Here is a 15,415-nt window from a genome sequence, read left to right on the forward strand (position 1 = left end):
AAGTGACGAGCGTCACCACGACGGTTGTCGATGGACGAAAAAGGCTGGTGAAGGGGTACTTTCGACGGTGCTCCACGGAGCTGGTCGTGGGAAAATCGGCTGAATCTTGTCAGAGGCGACTGGAACACTGGCGCGGCCCGATGAGTTGACCGGACCATCCCCGTCTTCTCCTGTAGGCCGAGACACACGGTGGTGACTCGTCCAGGGCCAACCCCTCGTCTTTCGCTCACGACCACCCCGGAGGTAACCGATGTCAGCCGTCCAATCCGCCAGCCCGACCGGGCGGCGGACGCCGACCGTCATCCTCTTGTTGGTGCTCGCGACCTTCGTGGTGATCCTCAACGAGACCATCATGATCAACGCGATTCCGCGTCTGATGGCCGACCTCGAGGTCACCGAGCGGTCGGCGCAGTGGGTCTCCACCGCGTTCATGCTCACGATGGCGGCCGTCATCCCGGCCACGGGCTGGTTCCTGCAGCGGGTCACCACCCGCCGCGCCTACGCGATCGCGATGGGCGTCTTCCTCGCGGGCACCGCCTTGTCCGCCGTCGCCCCGACGTTCGAAGTGCTGCTGCTCGGGCGGATCGTCCAGGCGGGCGGCACCGCGGTCATGATGCCGCTGCTGATGACCACCCTGATGACGGTGGTGCCCGAACACGATCGCGGGCGGGTCATGGGCAACGTCACCCTCGCCATCTCGGTGGCGCCCGCCATGGGACCGGTCCTGTCCGGACTGGTGTTGCAGGTCGGCTCGTGGCGCTGGCTGTTCGTGCTGGTGCTGCCGATCGCGGGCGCGGTCACCTGGCTGGGGCTGCGGCGACTCGAGAACATCGGCGAACCGCAGACCGGCGCGATCGACGTGTCCAGCGTGGCGTTGGCCGCCATCGGCTTCGGCAGCCTGGTGTACGGCCTCAGCCGGTTCGAGGCGGACCGCATCGCCGCGCCCGCGGTGATCGTCGCGGTCGGACTCGCCCTCATCGGCGTGTTCGCCGCCCGCCAGCTGCGCCTGCAGCGCACCGGAACGCCGCTGCTGGATCTGCGCATCCTGCTGATCGGCACCTACGCCAAGGCGCTGCTGCTCATGTCGATCGCGTTCCTCGCGATGCTCGGCTCGATGATCCTGCTGCCGCTGTACCTGCAGAACCTGCGCGGCCTGAGCCCCCTCGCGACGGGTCTGCTTGTCATGCCCGGCGGCCTCGCCATGGGTCTGCTCGGCCCGACCATCGGCCGCCTGTTCGACCGCTTCGGTGGCCGTGTCCTGGTGATCCCCGGTTCGGTCGGCATCGCCGCGTCCCTGGCCGGTTTCACCCAGATCTCGATGACCATGCCGTACTGGCAGCTGCTCGGCCTGCACATCCTGCTCATGGTGTCGCTGGCCGCGGCGTTCACGCCCGTCTTCACCCTGGGCCTCGGCGCGCTCCCGCAGCACCTCTACTCGCACGGCAGCTCGATGCTCGGCACGCTCCAGCAGGTCGCCGCGGCCTTCGGCACCGCCTTGGTCGTGACCGTCATGTCCGCCCGCAGCACCACGCTGATCGAGGGCGGCGCCGAACCGGTCGCCGCCCACCTCGACGGCATGCGCCTCGCCTTCGGGATCTCCGCCGCGCTGGCGCTGGTCGTGATCGTGATGGCGGTTCTGCTGCCGAGCCGCTCGCACGCGCCGGAGGAGTCGCCCGAGACCGAGCAGGACGCCGTCGAGCTGATCAAGGGCTGATCCGCTCGCCTTCCGTCCGCCAATCCGGCCGGGTCAGCTCACGGGCTGACCCGGCCGGTTCAGTTCTGACTCCACCCCCTGGTCGACCGCTGACCCACCGGATCAATTCAGGTTCGGAATCTCCTGAATCCAGTGAAAACGCGGTCCGCGCAAAGGGAATTCGTCCAGATCGAACTCTTCCAGCGTCACCGTGACCGCCCTCCCGCCGAGATCGCCACGCAAGGCGAGCCGGTCGGGCGCGGGCTGCTCGAAGGTGAACGTCGCCACCGGCGTCGGCTGAGCCTCCGGCGAGGTCGGCGGCGCGGTCATCGTGATGGTGCGCGCGGTGGTGTCGACGTCGGCGATGGTCGGCACGAAAGTATCGTCCATCCGCTGATAGCTGGTGACGAACTGGTCGAACACCAACCGCTGCCAGCGGGTGGGTTCGGTCGTCAACGGCGGAAGGGGGTGACCGTCGACGGTGAACTCGGTGACGTTCCAGATCCCATAGAGCGCGGGTTTCGGTGCGCCGTAACCGTATTCGTGCCAGGATTCCCACGCGACATACGTCGCGCCGGAACAGGTCCACACTCCGAGCGCTACCTGCAACCCCGCCGCGATCCGGTTCGCCCGCGCCGAACGGAACAACAACGGCTGTGCGGCCGGTTCCGAAGGTCGTTCCAGCACAAGCACATTCGCCAACCGCCGAGTCTGCGGCGCGAGCACCACCAGCGAGAGCAGCATCAGGTGGAAGGACAGTATCTTGACCGGCACGTCATAGGTCATGTTCAGCACGAAGACCTGCGCCATGCTCACCAGACTCAGCATCGCGCCGACGGTCGCGGTGCGCGGCCAGAACAGCAGCAGACCGCCGAGCACCTCCGCGATGCCGAGCAGCATCTGGTAGGACGGCGACGCGCCGACCTGATTCCACAGGACCTCGGTCATGCTGAGGTTGCCGTAGGGCTGGAGCAGTGTGGTGAGCGAGGGATAGGGCATCTGGTTCGGCACCGCCTTGGCGAAGCCGTACCACAGCATCTGCCCGCCCAGGCAGAGCCGGAGGAACACGACGAACCAGCGGCCGAGGACCGCGTAGTCGGCACGGCGGCGGTCGAGCACCGACCACACCGCCGTAGCGACGGCCGCGACGACCAGCATGCAGAAGATCAGCACCCAGACGATGGTCTGATCACCGCTGCCGCTTTCGTGAATCATCGCGTCGACGCCGAAGACGCGCTCGCCCACCCACCTGACCACCGGCTCGACCGCGTTCATCTGCCACTGGATCGCCGAGTCCGGCAGCCAGCGCATAGCGATGCCCGCGAAGACGAACAGGATCTGCGCGAACGTCAGACAGAACAGCAGCAGATAGACGAAGCCGAACCGGAAACCGATCCGCGCCGGTAGCGACCATCGGGGCGACGGATCCACCGCACCCTCGCTGTCTCGCTCGAGCACCTGCGTGCCGATGGCGCTCACAGCGACACCCCGCCGAGCCTCGACCCCGCGAAACACGCGGACACCGAGTTCATGGTTCGCTCCCGCACGGATCCCTCCTCACTCCCCTGGACGACATTCCGTGAGGACGGTATCCACGCGAACCGCCCGGCCGCTTCCGGCAGGATCCCGATTTCCGGCTCCGTCGCGCGGGGTAGCCGCCATACTCCGAAAGGATGAGGCGAACCCGTGTCAACCCTGGAGTTCGGTCAGCGAACCAATCCCGCGATTCCCCGTGACCCCCGATTAGAACGCGTTACAGTTCGGTTGTTCCGGGAGGAAATGCCGGGTGGTGGGCGGTCCGCCGCCCGACTACAGGAGGACGATGATGGCCGACGAGCCCGATCCCACCGAGCGGCGCCAGCTCACGATCAGCGAACGCGATCTCCAGGGCCTCGCCGAGGACCTGTCGCGCTGGCTGGCGGGCAAGGTCGCGGCCGACGAGCCGCCGCGCGTGCACGAGCTGACGCTGCCGCAGGGTTCCGGGATGTCGAGCGCCTCGGTGCTCTTCGACGCGGAATGGAGCGTGGGGGGTCGCAGCGAAGGCGGCTCGTTCGTCGCGCGGCTGGCCCCGAGCGCCGCCGACTTCCCGGTCTTCGAAACCTACGACCTGGCCAAGCAATACCGCGTGATGGAGGGCGTCGCGGCCGCCACGGACGTGCCGGTGCCGCCGCTGTGCTGGCTGGAGACCGACGAGAGTGTCCTCGGCACACCGTTTTTCGTGATGCGCCGGATCGACGGACGGGTTCCGGCCGACAATCCGCCATATGTCTTCTACGGCTGGCTGTTCGACGCCGAGCCCACCGAACGCGCGCTGCTGACCGACAACACCCTCACCGTGCTGGCCAAGATCCACGCCATCCCCGACCCCGCCGCCAGGTTCCCCATGCTGGACGGGCCGGGCCAAGCCTTGCGCAGGCACGTGGACTGGCATCGCGCCTGGTACCGCTGGGCGCTGGCCGACGACGGATATCCGATCCCGTTGATCGAGCGCGCTTTCGACTGGCTGGACGCGCACTGGCCCGCGGACCCCGGCCCGGACGTGTTGTCCTGGGGCGACTCCCGCCCCGGCAACATCATCTACGACGGGTTCGAGCCGGTCGGCGTATTGGACTGGGAGATGGTGGGTTTGGGGCCGCGCGAGCTGGACATCGCCTGGATCATCTTCATCCACCGGTTCTTCCAGGATCTAGCGACCCGCTTCGAGCAGCCAGGCCTGCCGGACTTCCTGCGTCGCTCTGACGTGGTGGCGAAATACGAAGAGCTGACCGGTTATACGGTACGCGACCTGGATTTCTACCTCGTCTACGCCGCGCTGCGGCACGGGATCGTGATGGCCAGGGTCAAGCGCAGGATGATCCACTTCGGCGAGGACACCGACACTCCCGACCGGGACGACTACGTGATGCACCGGGCAAGCCTGGAGGCGCTGCTCGACGGAACCTACGACTGGACATGAGGAACACCATGGCCGCACCCGCGCCCCTCGACGAATACCCCATCCATCAGACGCCGCTCTCGCTGGCCAGGGTCGGCACCAGCGACCGAAACTTCTACGACCGCAGCTACTTCAACGCCCACGACCGCGACGGCGGCACGCTGCTGATCACCGGCCTCGGCGTCTACCCGAACCTAGGCGTGACCGACGCCTACCTCGCGGTCCGCCGCGGCGACGAAGTGCGCTCGGTGCGGTTCTCCGATGCCCTCGGCGACCGCGGCTTGGACATGCGGGTCGGCGGCTACCGCATCGAGGTGCTCGAACCGCTGAAGCGGCTGCGCGTCGTCTGCGAGCACGACGAACTGAGTTGCGACCTCACCTGGAACGGGGCCTTCCCCACCGTCCAGGAACAGCCACACCTGATCCTCACCGGCAACCGGCCCATCATCGAGGCGTCCCGCTTCGCGCAGGTCGGCTCCTGGGCCGGAACGCTGAGCGTGGACGGCACCGACATCGCGGTCGACCCCGCGGTGTGGACCGGCACCCGCGACCGCTCCTGGGGCATCCGACCGGTCGGCGAGACCGAGCCCGCGGGGCGCGCCGCCGCCGAGCCTTCGGGCGGATTCTGGTGGTTGTACGTGCCGCTGCGCTTCGACGATTTCGCGATCGTGGTGATCGTGCAGGAGGAGCCGGACGGCAGGCGCACCCTCAACGACGCGGTGCGCATCTGGCCGGACGGCCGCACCGAACAGCTCGGCTGGCCCCGCGTCAGCATCCGATACCATTCGGGCACAAGGATTCCCGTCGCCGCCCGGCTCGACCTCACGACCCCGGACGGCAAATCGCTGGAGGTCGAGATCACCCCCGGCACCGGCGTCCCGCTGCACATCGGCTGCGGCTACGGCGGCGACCCGGACTGGCTGCACGGCCAGTGGAAGGGCCGCGACTGGTCCGAATCCCGCCGCTACGACCTCACCGACCCGACCATCGCCCCCCGCATCCCGTACGGCGTCATCGACCACGTTGCCCACGCCCGATGCGGATCGGCCGAAGGTTGGGGCCTGTTCGAACACGCCTCCCTCGGTCGCCACGATCCCACCGGGTTCGCCGACTGGGCGGCGGTCGCGCCGTAGTCTGCCGAACTGCGATCAGCCGCACAACGAACCGCTCGACCGGCTCCACCGAGCCGGTCGTGCGGGCACCGCACGTGACACTGCTCTACGACGGGCGCGCAAGTCTCGGACACGATCGCTGAGCGCCCCGAAGCGCCCTGCCGTGACTTACACGATAAATGGCGCTGATTTCGCGTTGTTGGATGGCGCTGTCGGTCGGTTGCGCTCGGCTGAGTCAGTACTGGCCGCCGGCGTCGTCGAAACCGGCCGCAGCACCCTCGTCATCGGCACCACCTGACCCTGCGAAAGACCGCCACTCATCGCTGCGAGTCACACCCTCGCGCCCCGGTCTCCGTGTGCCATGCGAATGATCAGCCGCTGAGACGCGCCACCGCGACCGTGACGTCGCCGTGCACCTCTTTGGTACGCACCAGTAGTCCCCCGGCGGCAGCAAGGACGGCCGCGGCCTCCGCGACACCGGCCGCGCCAACCGCCGCCTTGGTGCGGGCGGCCGGGTTGGGCACGGTGACCGTGTCCAACTCCGCAGCGGTGAAGATGCGCACCGGAACACCGAGTTCGGCCGCCGCCGCGCGCAGGCCTGGCTCCTCGCCACGCCGGTCGATGGTCGCGAGGCAGGCCAGGGACTCGTCGCCGACCGCGTGTCGTACGGCCGTGAGGATCGCCGCAGCCGCGGTCCCTGGCCGCATACCGACGCCGACCGCTATCCGGCGGTTGAGCTCAGCGGGCGACATCCGTGCGGGCCTGGTCGACGGCGGTGGACGTGCGCAGCGGAGTACCGGGTTCAGCTGCCGCGCGCAAACCCGGCTCCTCCCAGCACAAGTCGATGGTGGCGAGGCAGACGGGTGACTCGCCGCGGACCATATGTCGCGCGGCGGCGAGATTCACAGTGGTCGCGGTTCCCGGCCGACTGTTCGACGCCGACCTCGATCGAGAGGCGAAGCCCAGCGAGGGTCGGCGGCGCGAGCGTAATCGACAGCTGCGGACGAACGGGCTGTCGCCACGAGGCTTCTGCTGAACGGCGGAGCTCAGCGGGCGACATCGGCGCGATGATATTCGACGGCGGCTGCGGGCAAACGGGCTGGCGCCACGAAATTCTCGCTGACCGGCGGAGCTCAGCGGGTGACATCAGCGCGGGCGTAGTCGTCGGCGGCAGCGACGAAACGGGCTGTCGCCGAAGGGTTCCCGGCAGGATGGGTGTGCAGGTAGGAGGCGTGCACGCGGCCGACGAGCGCGCCCTCGCGGATGCGAGCGCCCGTGCCGTCGCGCCAGCCCCAGGCGGGGGCGTCCGGTGCGGCGGTGACCAGTCGGGTGCGGTGGAATTCGTGCCCGCGCACGCGCTCCCCCGCCCGCCAGAGCGCGGAGTCGGCCAGCGCGACGGCGTCCCGGTAGCCCAGGGTCAGGCGCGGGCCGAATTCGGCGTCGGCGTCGACGACGCCCGCCATGGCGTGGCCGTCGAGGGATCGGGTCAGATACAGCAGGCCCGCGCATTCGGCGTGGATCGGCAGCCCGGCGCGGGCGTGTTCGCGGACCGCGGTCAGCAAGGGTTTGTTCGCCGCGAGGTCAGCGGCGTGCTCCTCGGGGAATCCACCGGGCAGTACGAGACCCGCTGTCCCCGAGGGCAGCTCGTCACGCAACGGATCGAAGACAACCACCCGCGCCCCGGCCGCGATCAGCAGTTCGCGATGCTCGGCATAGCCGAAGGTGAACGCGGGCCCGCCCGCCATAGCGATCACGGGACCGTCACCACAACGGCCGGTTTCCACCACACCGTCACGGCCGAAGCTGTCCGAGATCGGCCCAGCGGAGACCCACCCCGAGGTAGCGGCCGGGCCGACACCGATCGCGCGTGCGGTGCAAGCACGATGGTCGTCGGCGGGCCCCTCGCCGTGCGCCGCGGTCGGCCACCGCGAAATCGGCTCGCCGCCGCCCGCGCGGCCAGGACCGGTCGTGGCACGGCCTTCGATCGGCCTACCTGGTCCACCGAGCGGCGCGGATCCGGCAGCTCGCCGTGGCACGCCGGTTGTGTACGCACCGACGCCGGTCGCCGAATCACCCTCGCTCGCCTCACGAATGGCCGACACCGGATCCCACGCGGACCCGCCCGACGTCGGCCGCGCCAGCGCCGCTACCGCCGCCAAATCCACATGGGCGGCAACGAGATCGGTCATCGCCTCGACCGCCGCCGACGCCGCCGCACCGTGCTCGACGGCGGGAATCAGACCGAGGTGGCGGGACGGCACTTCGAGCGCGTCCATCCGCGGCAGCGACCCGAGCACCGGCAACCCGACCCGCGCGCAGGCAGCGCGCAGCACCTGGTCGTGGCGTTCACTGCCGACGCGGTTCAGAATCACGCCCCCGAGCCGCACACCGCTGTCGAAGGTGGCGAATCCGTGCAGCAGGGCGGCCAGGCTCTGGCTGTGACCGCGAGCGTCCACCACCAGCACGACCGGCGCGCCGAGCAGTCCGGCCACCTGGGCGGTGGAACCTTCGGCGACAGGGCCGGTTTCGTGCTCGTCGATGCGGCCGTCGAACAGGCCCATCACGCCCTCGACCACCGCGAGATCACAACCCGCCGCCCCGTGGTGGTACAGCGGCACCACCCGGTCCGCGCCGACCAGCACCGGGTCGAGATTGCGTCCGGGACGTCCCGCCGCGAGCCCGTGGTATCCGGGGTCGATATAGTCCGGTCCGACCTTGAAGGGCGCGACCCGGTGCCCGGCTCGTCGGAGCGCACCGATCAAACCCGTTGCGAGCGTGGTTTTCCCGCTCCCGGATGCGGGAGCGGCGATGACAACAGCGGGCACCGTTCCCATCACGCCACCGACGGGCGCGCAATCGCACTGCGCCGGTTCACCATTCGATACCCCGCTGCCCCTTGCGCCCCGCGTCCATCGGGTGCTTGATCTTGGTCATCTCGGTCACCAGGTCGGCAGCGTCCATCAACGCCTGCGGCGCGTCGCGGCCCGTGATGACGACGTGCTGGTTCCCCGGCCTGTCGACCAGCGTATGAACCACCTCGTCCACGTCGACCCAGCCCCACTTGAGGGGATACGTGAACTCGTCGAGCACGTAGAAACGGTGCTGTTCGGCGGCGAGCCTGCGAGCGATCTCCCGCCAACCCGCCAGCGCGGCGGACGCGTGGTCCTCCTCGGTGCCGTGCTTGCGGGTCCACGACCAGCCCTCACCCATCTTGTGCCACTCGACGGCGCCGCCCGCGCCGGTCTCCTCGTGCAGCCGCCCGAGGGTGCGGAACGCCGCCTCCTCGCCGACCTTCCACTTCGCGCTCTTCACGAATTGGAAGACGGCGACGTCGAATCCCTGATTCCAGGCCCGCAGCGCCATCCCGAACGCCGCGGTCGACTTACCCTTGCCCGGACCCGTGTGCACCGCGAGCACCGGCTGGTTGCGCCGCTGCCGCGTGGTCAGTCCATCGTCCGGAACCGTTTCCGGCACACCCTTGGGCATCGAATCTCCTTGTGCCTCGTGCAACTGATCGGAGCGGCGAGATCAGGCGGCGCGCGCCGAGCCGCCGCCGGATCCGGTGCGAACGATGTCCGCGACCGCCGAGCCGGTCAACTCGGCGAGCCGCACGTAGCCGCCGCCCAACGCGCCAGCCAACTCGGTCGCCAGGCCGAGCCGCACCATGCCACGCTCACAGTCCACCACCATCGCGGTGACCGCGTCCTTGGCGAGCATTGCGGCGGCGGCACGGGCCCGCGGCACCGGATCGACTCCGCCCGTGGCGCGTCCGTCGGTGAGCAGCACCAGCATCGGGCGACGACGCGGGTCACGCACGCGCTCGCGCTGAATCACCTCGCGCGCCTTCAGCAGTCCCGCCGCGAGCGGGGTCTTGCCACCGGTGCGCAGGCCCGCCAGGCGGCGTACCGCGATGTCGACCGAGGACGTCGGCGGCAGCACGAGTTCGGCGTCCTGGCCGCGCACGGTGATGACGGCGACCTTGTCGCGGCGCTGGTAGGCGTCGCGCAGCAGACTGACCACCGCGCCGGTGACGGCGGAGAGCCGGTCCCTCGCCGCCATGGAGCCGGACGCGTCGACCACGAAGACGACCAGATTGCCTTCGCGCCCTTCGCGATACGCCCCGCGTAGGTCCTCGGCGGCGAGTGCGAGCGGGCCGTCCACCCGGCCACGGTCGTGCTGGTGCGGCGCGGCGGCGAAGACGGTGCCGAGCAGATGCAGACCCGCGGTGGTCTCGGTGGTGGAGCGGACGACCCGGCCGTGCCTGGTCTGGGCGCGAGACCGGCGGCCCGGCGCGCCCTCGCCGACTCCGGGGACTTCCCAGCGCGGCGGCTTGGCGGCGCCGGGATTCGGTGTGCCGGTGCGTCCTTCGCGCGGCGCGGGTCCGCCGCCGGGGCCTTCGGGTGGTGCGCCGGGTCCGTCGTCCGGATCCTCGGGGCCGCGATCACCCTCGGAATCGGCCGAATCGCCGTCGAATTCCGTTGGCGGTGCGGGTTCCTCGGCACGGTCGGCCTCGGCGGCCGCTTCCTTCATGGCTTCGTCGAGTTGTTCTTCGCTGATGCCCGGCTCGTCGAACGGGTCGCGCCGACGGCGGTGCGGCAGTGCGAGTTCCGCGGCGATCCGCACGTCCTCCTCGGTGACGGCGTCGCCGCCGCGCCAGGCCGCGTGCGCGGTCGCGGTGCGTGCCACCACGAGGTCGGCGCGCATGCCGTCGACGTCGAAGGACGCGCACAGGGCCGCGATCCGCCGCAGCTCCACGTCGTCGAGGGCGACCTCGGGGAGCCGGTCGCGCGCGGTGCGGATGCGGTCGGCGATCTCCCGGTCGGCGGCGGCGTAGCGGGTCGCGAATCCCGCCGGATCGGCCTCGTAGTCGAGCCTGCGGCGCACCACCGCCATCCGCACGTCGACATCGCGCGAGGCGGCCACATCGACGGTCAGCCCGAACCGGTCCAGCAGCTGCGGGCGCAACTCGCCCTCTTCCGGGTTCATGGTGCCGACCAGCACGAAACGCGCGGGATGCGAATGCGAGACGCCATCGCGTTCGATGTGCACGCGACCCATGGCCGCGGCGTCGAGCAGCACGTCCACCAGGTGGTCGTGCAGCAGGTTCACCTCGTCGACGTAGAGCACGCCGTGGTGCGCGGCCGCAAGCAGACCTGGCCGGAACGCCTGCTCGCCGTCGCGCAGCACGCGCTCCAGGTCGAGCGAGCCGACGACACGGTCCTCGGTGGCGCCGACCGGCAGCTCGACCAGCCGCGCGGGCCGCGCGCCCGTCTCGTCCACCACCGGCGGCAACAGGTGCGCCAGCGCGCGCACGACGGTCGACTTCGCGGTCCCCTTCTCACCGCGCACCAGCACGCCGCCGATACCGGGATGCACCGCGCACAAGATCAACGCCAGCTGCAGGCGCTCCTGCCCGACCACCGCGGAGAACGGAAACCCTGCCTCGGCGTCTACACGAGGCGAGCGGGACGACGGAGCGGTCTCTACACGGGACAAGGACACGCCACTAGCCTAGGCACGCCGGTCCGTCCCAAGGAGACCCACCCCGCCAGCGACTCCGATACACGGCCATCCGCCAGTCGGCCACCGCCGGTACCCGATGGAGATACACGTTGTCGCCCGACGGCTGCCTGGACCGAGACACGCACGGCCTGCGTCGAACCCCCGCACCATCCACGCACTCCCGACCACCTCCGAGGCGAGTCTTACGAGCCCGTTCGCGCGCGCCAGCGCGCCAAAGACACAGCTACCCGCGCCGCATCGGCATGTGCATGATCCCGTCGTCCTCGAACTCCTCGCCGTCCGGCTGGAAGCCGTGCTTGGCGTACATGTCGACGAGGTAGGTCTGCGCGTTCAGCCGCACGGTGGCCGAGCCGACCTCGGCGAGCGCTGCCTGCAGCAGGCGGGTGGTGTAGCCGTGGCCACGGGCCGGGACGGCGGTACAGAGGCGGCCGATGCGGAACGACTTGACGCCGTTCTCGTGCTCCTCCAGCAGGCGCAGGGTGCAGATGACCTCACCTTCGTCGTCGAGCCAGAAGTGCCGCGTTTCCGGAAGCAGATCGAGTCCGTCCAACTCCGGGTAGGCGCACTTCTGTTCGACCACAAAGACTTCGACGCGAAGTTTCAACAGCTGATACAGGGTCGCCGTATCGAGATCCTGCGCCCATGACCGTTTGAGAGCAACCGTTGACATCATCGCGCCTTGCTATCACACCTACGGCGTCAGCGCGACCCCTGCGTGCTTGGGCGTGTTCGCGTTGGTGAGGTTGAGCGCCTTGTTGGTCCAGTCCCACACCTCGTGGAACAGGGCCTTGTCCTCGGAGAGCTTCACGCCGAGCGACGGGATCATCTCGCGCAGGCGCGGGGTCCAGTCGGCGTACTCGCGCGGGAAGCAGCGCTGCAGGACGTCGAGCATGGCGGTGACGCAGGTGGACGCGCCCGGCGAGGCGCCGAGCAGACCCGCGATGGAACCGTCCTTGGCGGCGATGACGGCGGTGCCGAGTTCCAGCACGCCGCCGACGCCCTTGCGGCGGATGATCTGCACGCGCTGACCCGCGGTGATGAGTTCCCAGTCGCGGCCCTCGGCCCGCGGGATGAACTCCTCCATGGTGTAGACCTTGCCGGACTGCGACTTGAGCAGCTCGGAGACCAGGTACTTGACCAGCGACATCTCGGTGAGACCGACGCCGAGCATGGGCGCGAGGTTACCGGCGCGGATGGACTTGAACAGGTCGGTGTTGCTGCCGTCCTTGAGGAACTTCGGGGTCCAGCCCGCGTACGGGCCGAACAGCAGCCCCGGCTTGCCGTTGATGACGCGAGTGTCCAGGTGCGGCACGGACATCGGCGGGGCGCCGACGGCGGCCTTGCCGTACACCTTGGCCTCGTGCTTGTCGATCAGGGCCGGGTTGGTGCAGCGCAGGAACTGGCCGCTGACCGGGAAGCCCGCGAAGCCCTTGATCTCCTTGATCCCGGACTTCTGCAGCAGCGGCAGCGCGCCGCCGCCCGCGCCGACGAAGACGAATTTGGCCTCGATGGTGCGGGTCCGGCGGGTGCGCACGTTGCGGACCCGGACCTTCCAGCTGCCGTCGGACTGCTTGTCGAGGCCGAGCACCTCGTGGCCGAAGGCCAGGTTCGCGCCGGTGGCGCCGAGGTGGGCGAGCAGCTCCTTGGTGAGCGAACCGAAGTCGATGTCGGTGCCGCCGTCGGTCCAGTTCAGCGCGACCGGATCGGAGAAGTCGCGGCCCTTGGCCATCAGCGGCAGCCTGCGGGCGAACTCGTCGGGGCTGTCGATGTACTCCATGCCCTCGAACAGCGGGTGCGGAGCCAGCGCCTCGTAGCGCTTGCGCAGGTACTGCACGTCGTCGGCGCCGTGCACGAAGCTGACGTGCGGGATCGGGTTGATGAAGCGGGACGGGTCGCCGAGCACCCCGTTCTCCACCGCGTAGGCCCAGAACTGGCGCGAGACCTGGAAGCGCTCGTTGATGTCGATGGCCTTGGTCACGTCGACCGAGCCGTCGGCGTTCTGCGGGCTGTAGTTCAGCTCGCACAGGGCCGAGTGTCCGGTGCCCGCGTTGTTCCACGGATCGCTGCTCTCCGCCGCCGCGGCGTCCAACCGCTCGAACAACGAAATCGACCACTCCGGCTGCAGCTGACGAAGCAGCGCGCCGAGAGTGGCACTCATGATCCCGGCACCGATGAGTACTACATCGGTCTTTTCAGTCATGGCAGCGTTCGGCACGGGTAGATCGACTTCCTTGTCACTTCTGGCGCGGCCACCGGCACGGTGGTTTGCCTGGGCACGGGCGCTATGTGGTTGTTGCGACGGGGCGCATTGCAATTGTTGCGAGCCTGGCGTGACTCGGCGGTCGATAAGGTTACCCGCCGTTCACCTATCGCCAATTGTGCACCTCGAAAGATCGCATTCCGGCAACGAACCCGGCGAATGTGACGTAGATTCCTCCCTCCTTCCAGGTCGTGCGCGATCTTCATTCCGGGCCGGACCTCGCCTACATTGGGTCTCGTGACGAACGAAACCTCGCTAGACGTGTCCGAGATCACGGAGCAGACGGGGAGCAAGTGGCGGCCGGATGTCTTGGGAGCGGGGTACGAGCAGCGGTCCATCCCGCTGGGCCCGGATCCGGACGGTGAAGCCGACATCTCGGCGACCCTCGTGCGCTATCTCCCCGACTCCGGCGCGGCGGCCACCGAGTGCGCCGTGATCTACGTGCACGGCTTCACCGACTACTTCTTCCAGCAGCACCTCGCCGAGCATTTCGCCGCGCGCGGTCACCGTTTCTACGCACTCGACCTGCGCAAGTGCGGCCGCTCGCTGCGCGACGGGCAGAGCCCGCACTACGTCACCGATCTCGCCTTCTACGACGAGGAGCTGAACGAGGCGCTGCGCATCGTCAAGGAGGAGGCAGGCGAGCAGGTGCTGCTGGTCGCGCACTCCACCGGCGGTCTGATCATGCCGCTGTGGCTGGACCGGCTCAACCGGACCGCCGGCGTCGCCGCCTCGGGCATCGTCGGGCTGGTGCTGAACAGCCCCTGGTTCGACCTGCAGGGCCCGTCGTACTACCGGACCATCGGCACGCCGATCATCGGCGCGCTCGGCCGGTTCCGTTCGATGCTGGAGATGCCGGGCTCCGCGATCAGCACCTACGGCGACAGCCTGCACAAGAGCGCCTCGGGCGAGTGGGACTACAACCTGGACTGGAAGCCGCTGGCCGGTGCGCCGGTGCGCTTCGGCTGGCTACGCGCGATCCGCCGCGGCCACTTCCGGCTGCACCAAGGCCTCGACATCGGGGTGCCCGCGCTGATCCTGCGGTCCAGGTTGACCAAGTTCATGCGCAAGTACGGCCCGGCCGCCGACGTGGCCGACACCGTGCTGGACGTGAAGCAGATTCAGCGCTGGTCCGGCTGCCTCGGCGATCGCACCAACATCGTGCCGATCGAGAACGCCCGCCACGACGTGTTCCTCTCCGCGGCCGAGCCGCGCGCCAAGGCGTTCGAGGAGATGGACAACTGGCTGGACTGGCTGGCGGTGTACCGGCGCAAGGCCGAGTCACCAGAGGCTGGTGCGTAGCACGATTTCGGTGGCCAGTTCGTGGTCGGCCTCGGTGGCCACGTTGTCGACGTCGACCTGCACCACGCGGAACTCGCCGTAGACGAAGCGTCCCGAGGCGTCGGCGACCGTGCGCGGCAACCGCTTGGTGACTAGCACGGTGACCGGAAGCTCGAGCGGACGGCAGCCGGGGTCGACGACCACACCGTCGGCTCCGGCGGCCGCCGGGTGGCCGCGGTCGGCCACCACCAGGCTGATGAAACGTCCGAACGGGCCGGAACAGGTCTGCCAGGCCACCGTCGCACCCTCGCCGCGCCCGGCGACGTGCGCGTAGGGAACGTTCAGCTGGTCGAGGATGGCGTGCACCGCCGCGGGATCGAGGCCCTCGACGGACTCGACCACCAGGGTGCGCAGATCGGAAGTGTGCAGCCGCGCGGCGACCTGGTCGTACACGTCCATCGGATCGCCCGCGTCGGGCAACAGCAATACCGTGTGCCGTGATTCCGGGCCGTCGACCCGCACGGTCCAGGACCGGTCACCGACCGTGATCCGCCGAGACTCCATGTCCGAGTACGCTACACCGCCGCTACCCGCTCCGACGGCGTGTCCGG

13 protein-coding genes are annotated in these 15,415 nt (G+C 69.3%); 5 read left to right on the top strand and 8 right to left on the bottom strand.

The features are described from left to right. Window positions 1-250: 250 nt before the first annotated feature. Window positions 251-1,714, top strand: coding sequence for an MDR family MFS transporter (locus tag T333_RS31050; protein ID WP_354999429.1), 1,464 nt, complete (start codon window positions 251-253; stop codon window positions 1,712-1,714). A 102-nt stretch (window positions 1,715-1,816) separates the two neighbouring features. Here T333_RS31050 and T333_RS31055 read toward each other — a convergent pair whose 3' ends face one another. Further along, entirely contained in the window at window positions 1,817-3,172 is a 1,356-nt protein-coding gene (locus T333_RS31055; RefSeq protein ID WP_496426714.1) for a DoxX family protein, read from the bottom strand. Window positions 3,173-3,518: 346 nt separating this feature from the next. On the opposite strand from T333_RS31055, the gene T333_RS31060 reads away from it, so the two are divergent. From T333_RS31060 to T333_RS31070, 3 genes are all read left to right on the top strand, one after another. Further along, the gene (locus T333_RS31060) at window positions 3,519-4,649 is read left to right on the top strand and encodes a phosphotransferase family protein (protein WP_496426715.1); all 1,131 of its coding nucleotides are present in this window, start codon (window positions 3,519-3,521) and stop codon (window positions 4,647-4,649) included. Continuing rightward, window positions 4,646-5,761, top strand: coding sequence for an Rv3169 family protein (locus T333_RS31065; RefSeq protein ID WP_496426716.1), 1,116 nt, complete (start codon window positions 4,646-4,648; stop codon window positions 5,759-5,761). The genes T333_RS31060 and T333_RS31065 overlap by 4 nt, the downstream gene beginning before the upstream one ends. A 142-nt stretch (window positions 5,762-5,903) precedes the next feature. Further along, window positions 5,904-6,038 (top strand): hypothetical protein, encoded by a 135-nt coding sequence (locus T333_RS31070; protein WP_496426717.1) that lies wholly within the window; start codon window positions 5,904-5,906, stop codon window positions 6,036-6,038. Window positions 6,039-6,111: 73 nt separating this feature from the next. On the opposite strand, the gene T333_RS31075 is transcribed toward T333_RS31070, so the two are convergent. The 6 genes from T333_RS31075 to mqo form a co-directional block, all read right to left on the bottom strand. After that, window positions 6,112-6,492: a cobalamin biosynthesis protein gene (locus T333_RS31075; RefSeq protein ID WP_496426718.1), complete on the bottom strand. Its 381-nt coding sequence runs from the start codon at window positions 6,490-6,492 to the stop codon at window positions 6,112-6,114. Window positions 6,493-6,873: 381 nt separating this feature from the next. Then, the gene (locus T333_RS31080; protein WP_496426719.1) at window positions 6,874-8,574 is read right to left on the bottom strand and encodes a cobyrinic acid a,c-diamide synthase CobB; all 1,701 of its coding nucleotides are present in this window, start codon (window positions 8,572-8,574) and stop codon (window positions 6,874-6,876) included. A gap of 37 nt (window positions 8,575-8,611) precedes the next feature. Further along, entirely contained in the window at window positions 8,612-9,226 is a 615-nt protein-coding gene (gene cobO / locus T333_RS31085; protein ID WP_354999422.1) for a cob(I)yrinic acid a,c-diamide adenosyltransferase, read from the bottom strand. A gap of 42 nt (window positions 9,227-9,268) precedes the next feature. Next, complete coding sequence (locus T333_RS31090) at window positions 9,269-11,236, bottom strand: magnesium chelatase subunit D family protein (protein ID WP_496426846.1); 1,968 nt, start codon at window positions 11,234-11,236, stop codon at window positions 9,269-9,271. Window positions 11,237-11,486: 250 nt separating this feature from the next. After that, a complete protein-coding gene (locus tag T333_RS31095) occupies window positions 11,487-11,936 on the bottom strand; it encodes a GNAT family N-acetyltransferase (protein ID WP_141809591.1) in 450 nt (149 codons plus the stop codon). An 18-nt stretch (window positions 11,937-11,954) separates the two neighbouring features. Then, the gene (gene mqo, locus T333_RS31100) at window positions 11,955-13,463 is read right to left on the bottom strand and encodes a malate dehydrogenase (quinone) (protein WP_354999421.1); all 1,509 of its coding nucleotides are present in this window, start codon (window positions 13,461-13,463) and stop codon (window positions 11,955-11,957) included. Window positions 13,464-13,760: 297 nt separating this feature from the next. Between mqo and T333_RS31105 the strand changes: the two genes are divergently transcribed. Further along, on the top strand, window positions 13,761-14,825 hold the full coding sequence (locus T333_RS31105; protein WP_496426720.1) for an alpha/beta hydrolase: 1,065 nt from the start codon (window positions 13,761-13,763) through the stop codon (window positions 14,823-14,825). On the opposite strand, the gene T333_RS31110 is transcribed toward T333_RS31105, so the two are convergent. Beyond that, window positions 14,805-15,368, bottom strand: a complete 564-nt coding sequence (locus tag T333_RS31110; protein WP_357253998.1) for an alpha/beta hydrolase — start codon at window positions 15,366-15,368, stop codon at window positions 14,805-14,807. The two genes, T333_RS31105 and T333_RS31110, sit on opposite strands and share 21 nt — an antisense overlap. Between the last annotated feature and the right edge of the window lie 47 nt (window positions 15,369-15,415).

The organism is Nocardia sp. CNS-044, assembly GCF_059570515.1.

Bases quoted from the DNA above. Each gene is read 5' to 3' on its own strand.
- T333_RS31050 (WP_354999429.1), top strand. From the start codon at position 251: ATGTCAGCCGTCCAATCCGCCAGCCCGACCGGGCGGCGGACGCCGACC.
- T333_RS31060 (WP_496426715.1), top strand. From the start codon at position 3,519: ATGGCCGACGAGCCCGATCCCACCGAGCGGCGCCAGCTCACGATCAGC.
- T333_RS31065 (WP_496426716.1), top strand. From the start codon at position 4,646: ATGAGGAACACCATGGCCGCACCCGCGCCCCTCGACGAATACCCCATC.
- T333_RS31075 (WP_496426718.1), bottom strand. From the start codon at position 6,492: ATGTCGCCCGCTGAGCTCAACCGCCGGATAGCGGTCGGCGTCGGTATG.
- T333_RS31080 (WP_496426719.1), bottom strand. From the start codon at position 8,574: ATGGGAACGGTGCCCGCTGTTGTCATCGCCGCTCCCGCATCCGGGAGC.
- cobO (WP_354999422.1), bottom strand. From the start codon at position 9,226: ATGCCCAAGGGTGTGCCGGAAACGGTTCCGGACGATGGACTGACCACG.
- T333_RS31095 (WP_141809591.1), bottom strand. From the start codon at position 11,936: ATGATGTCAACGGTTGCTCTCAAACGGTCATGGGCGCAGGATCTCGAT.
- mqo (WP_354999421.1), bottom strand. From the start codon at position 13,463: ATGACTGAAAAGACCGATGTAGTACTCATCGGTGCCGGGATCATGAGT.
- T333_RS31110 (WP_357253998.1), bottom strand. From the start codon at position 15,368: ATGGAGTCTCGGCGGATCACGGTCGGTGACCGGTCCTGGACCGTGCGG.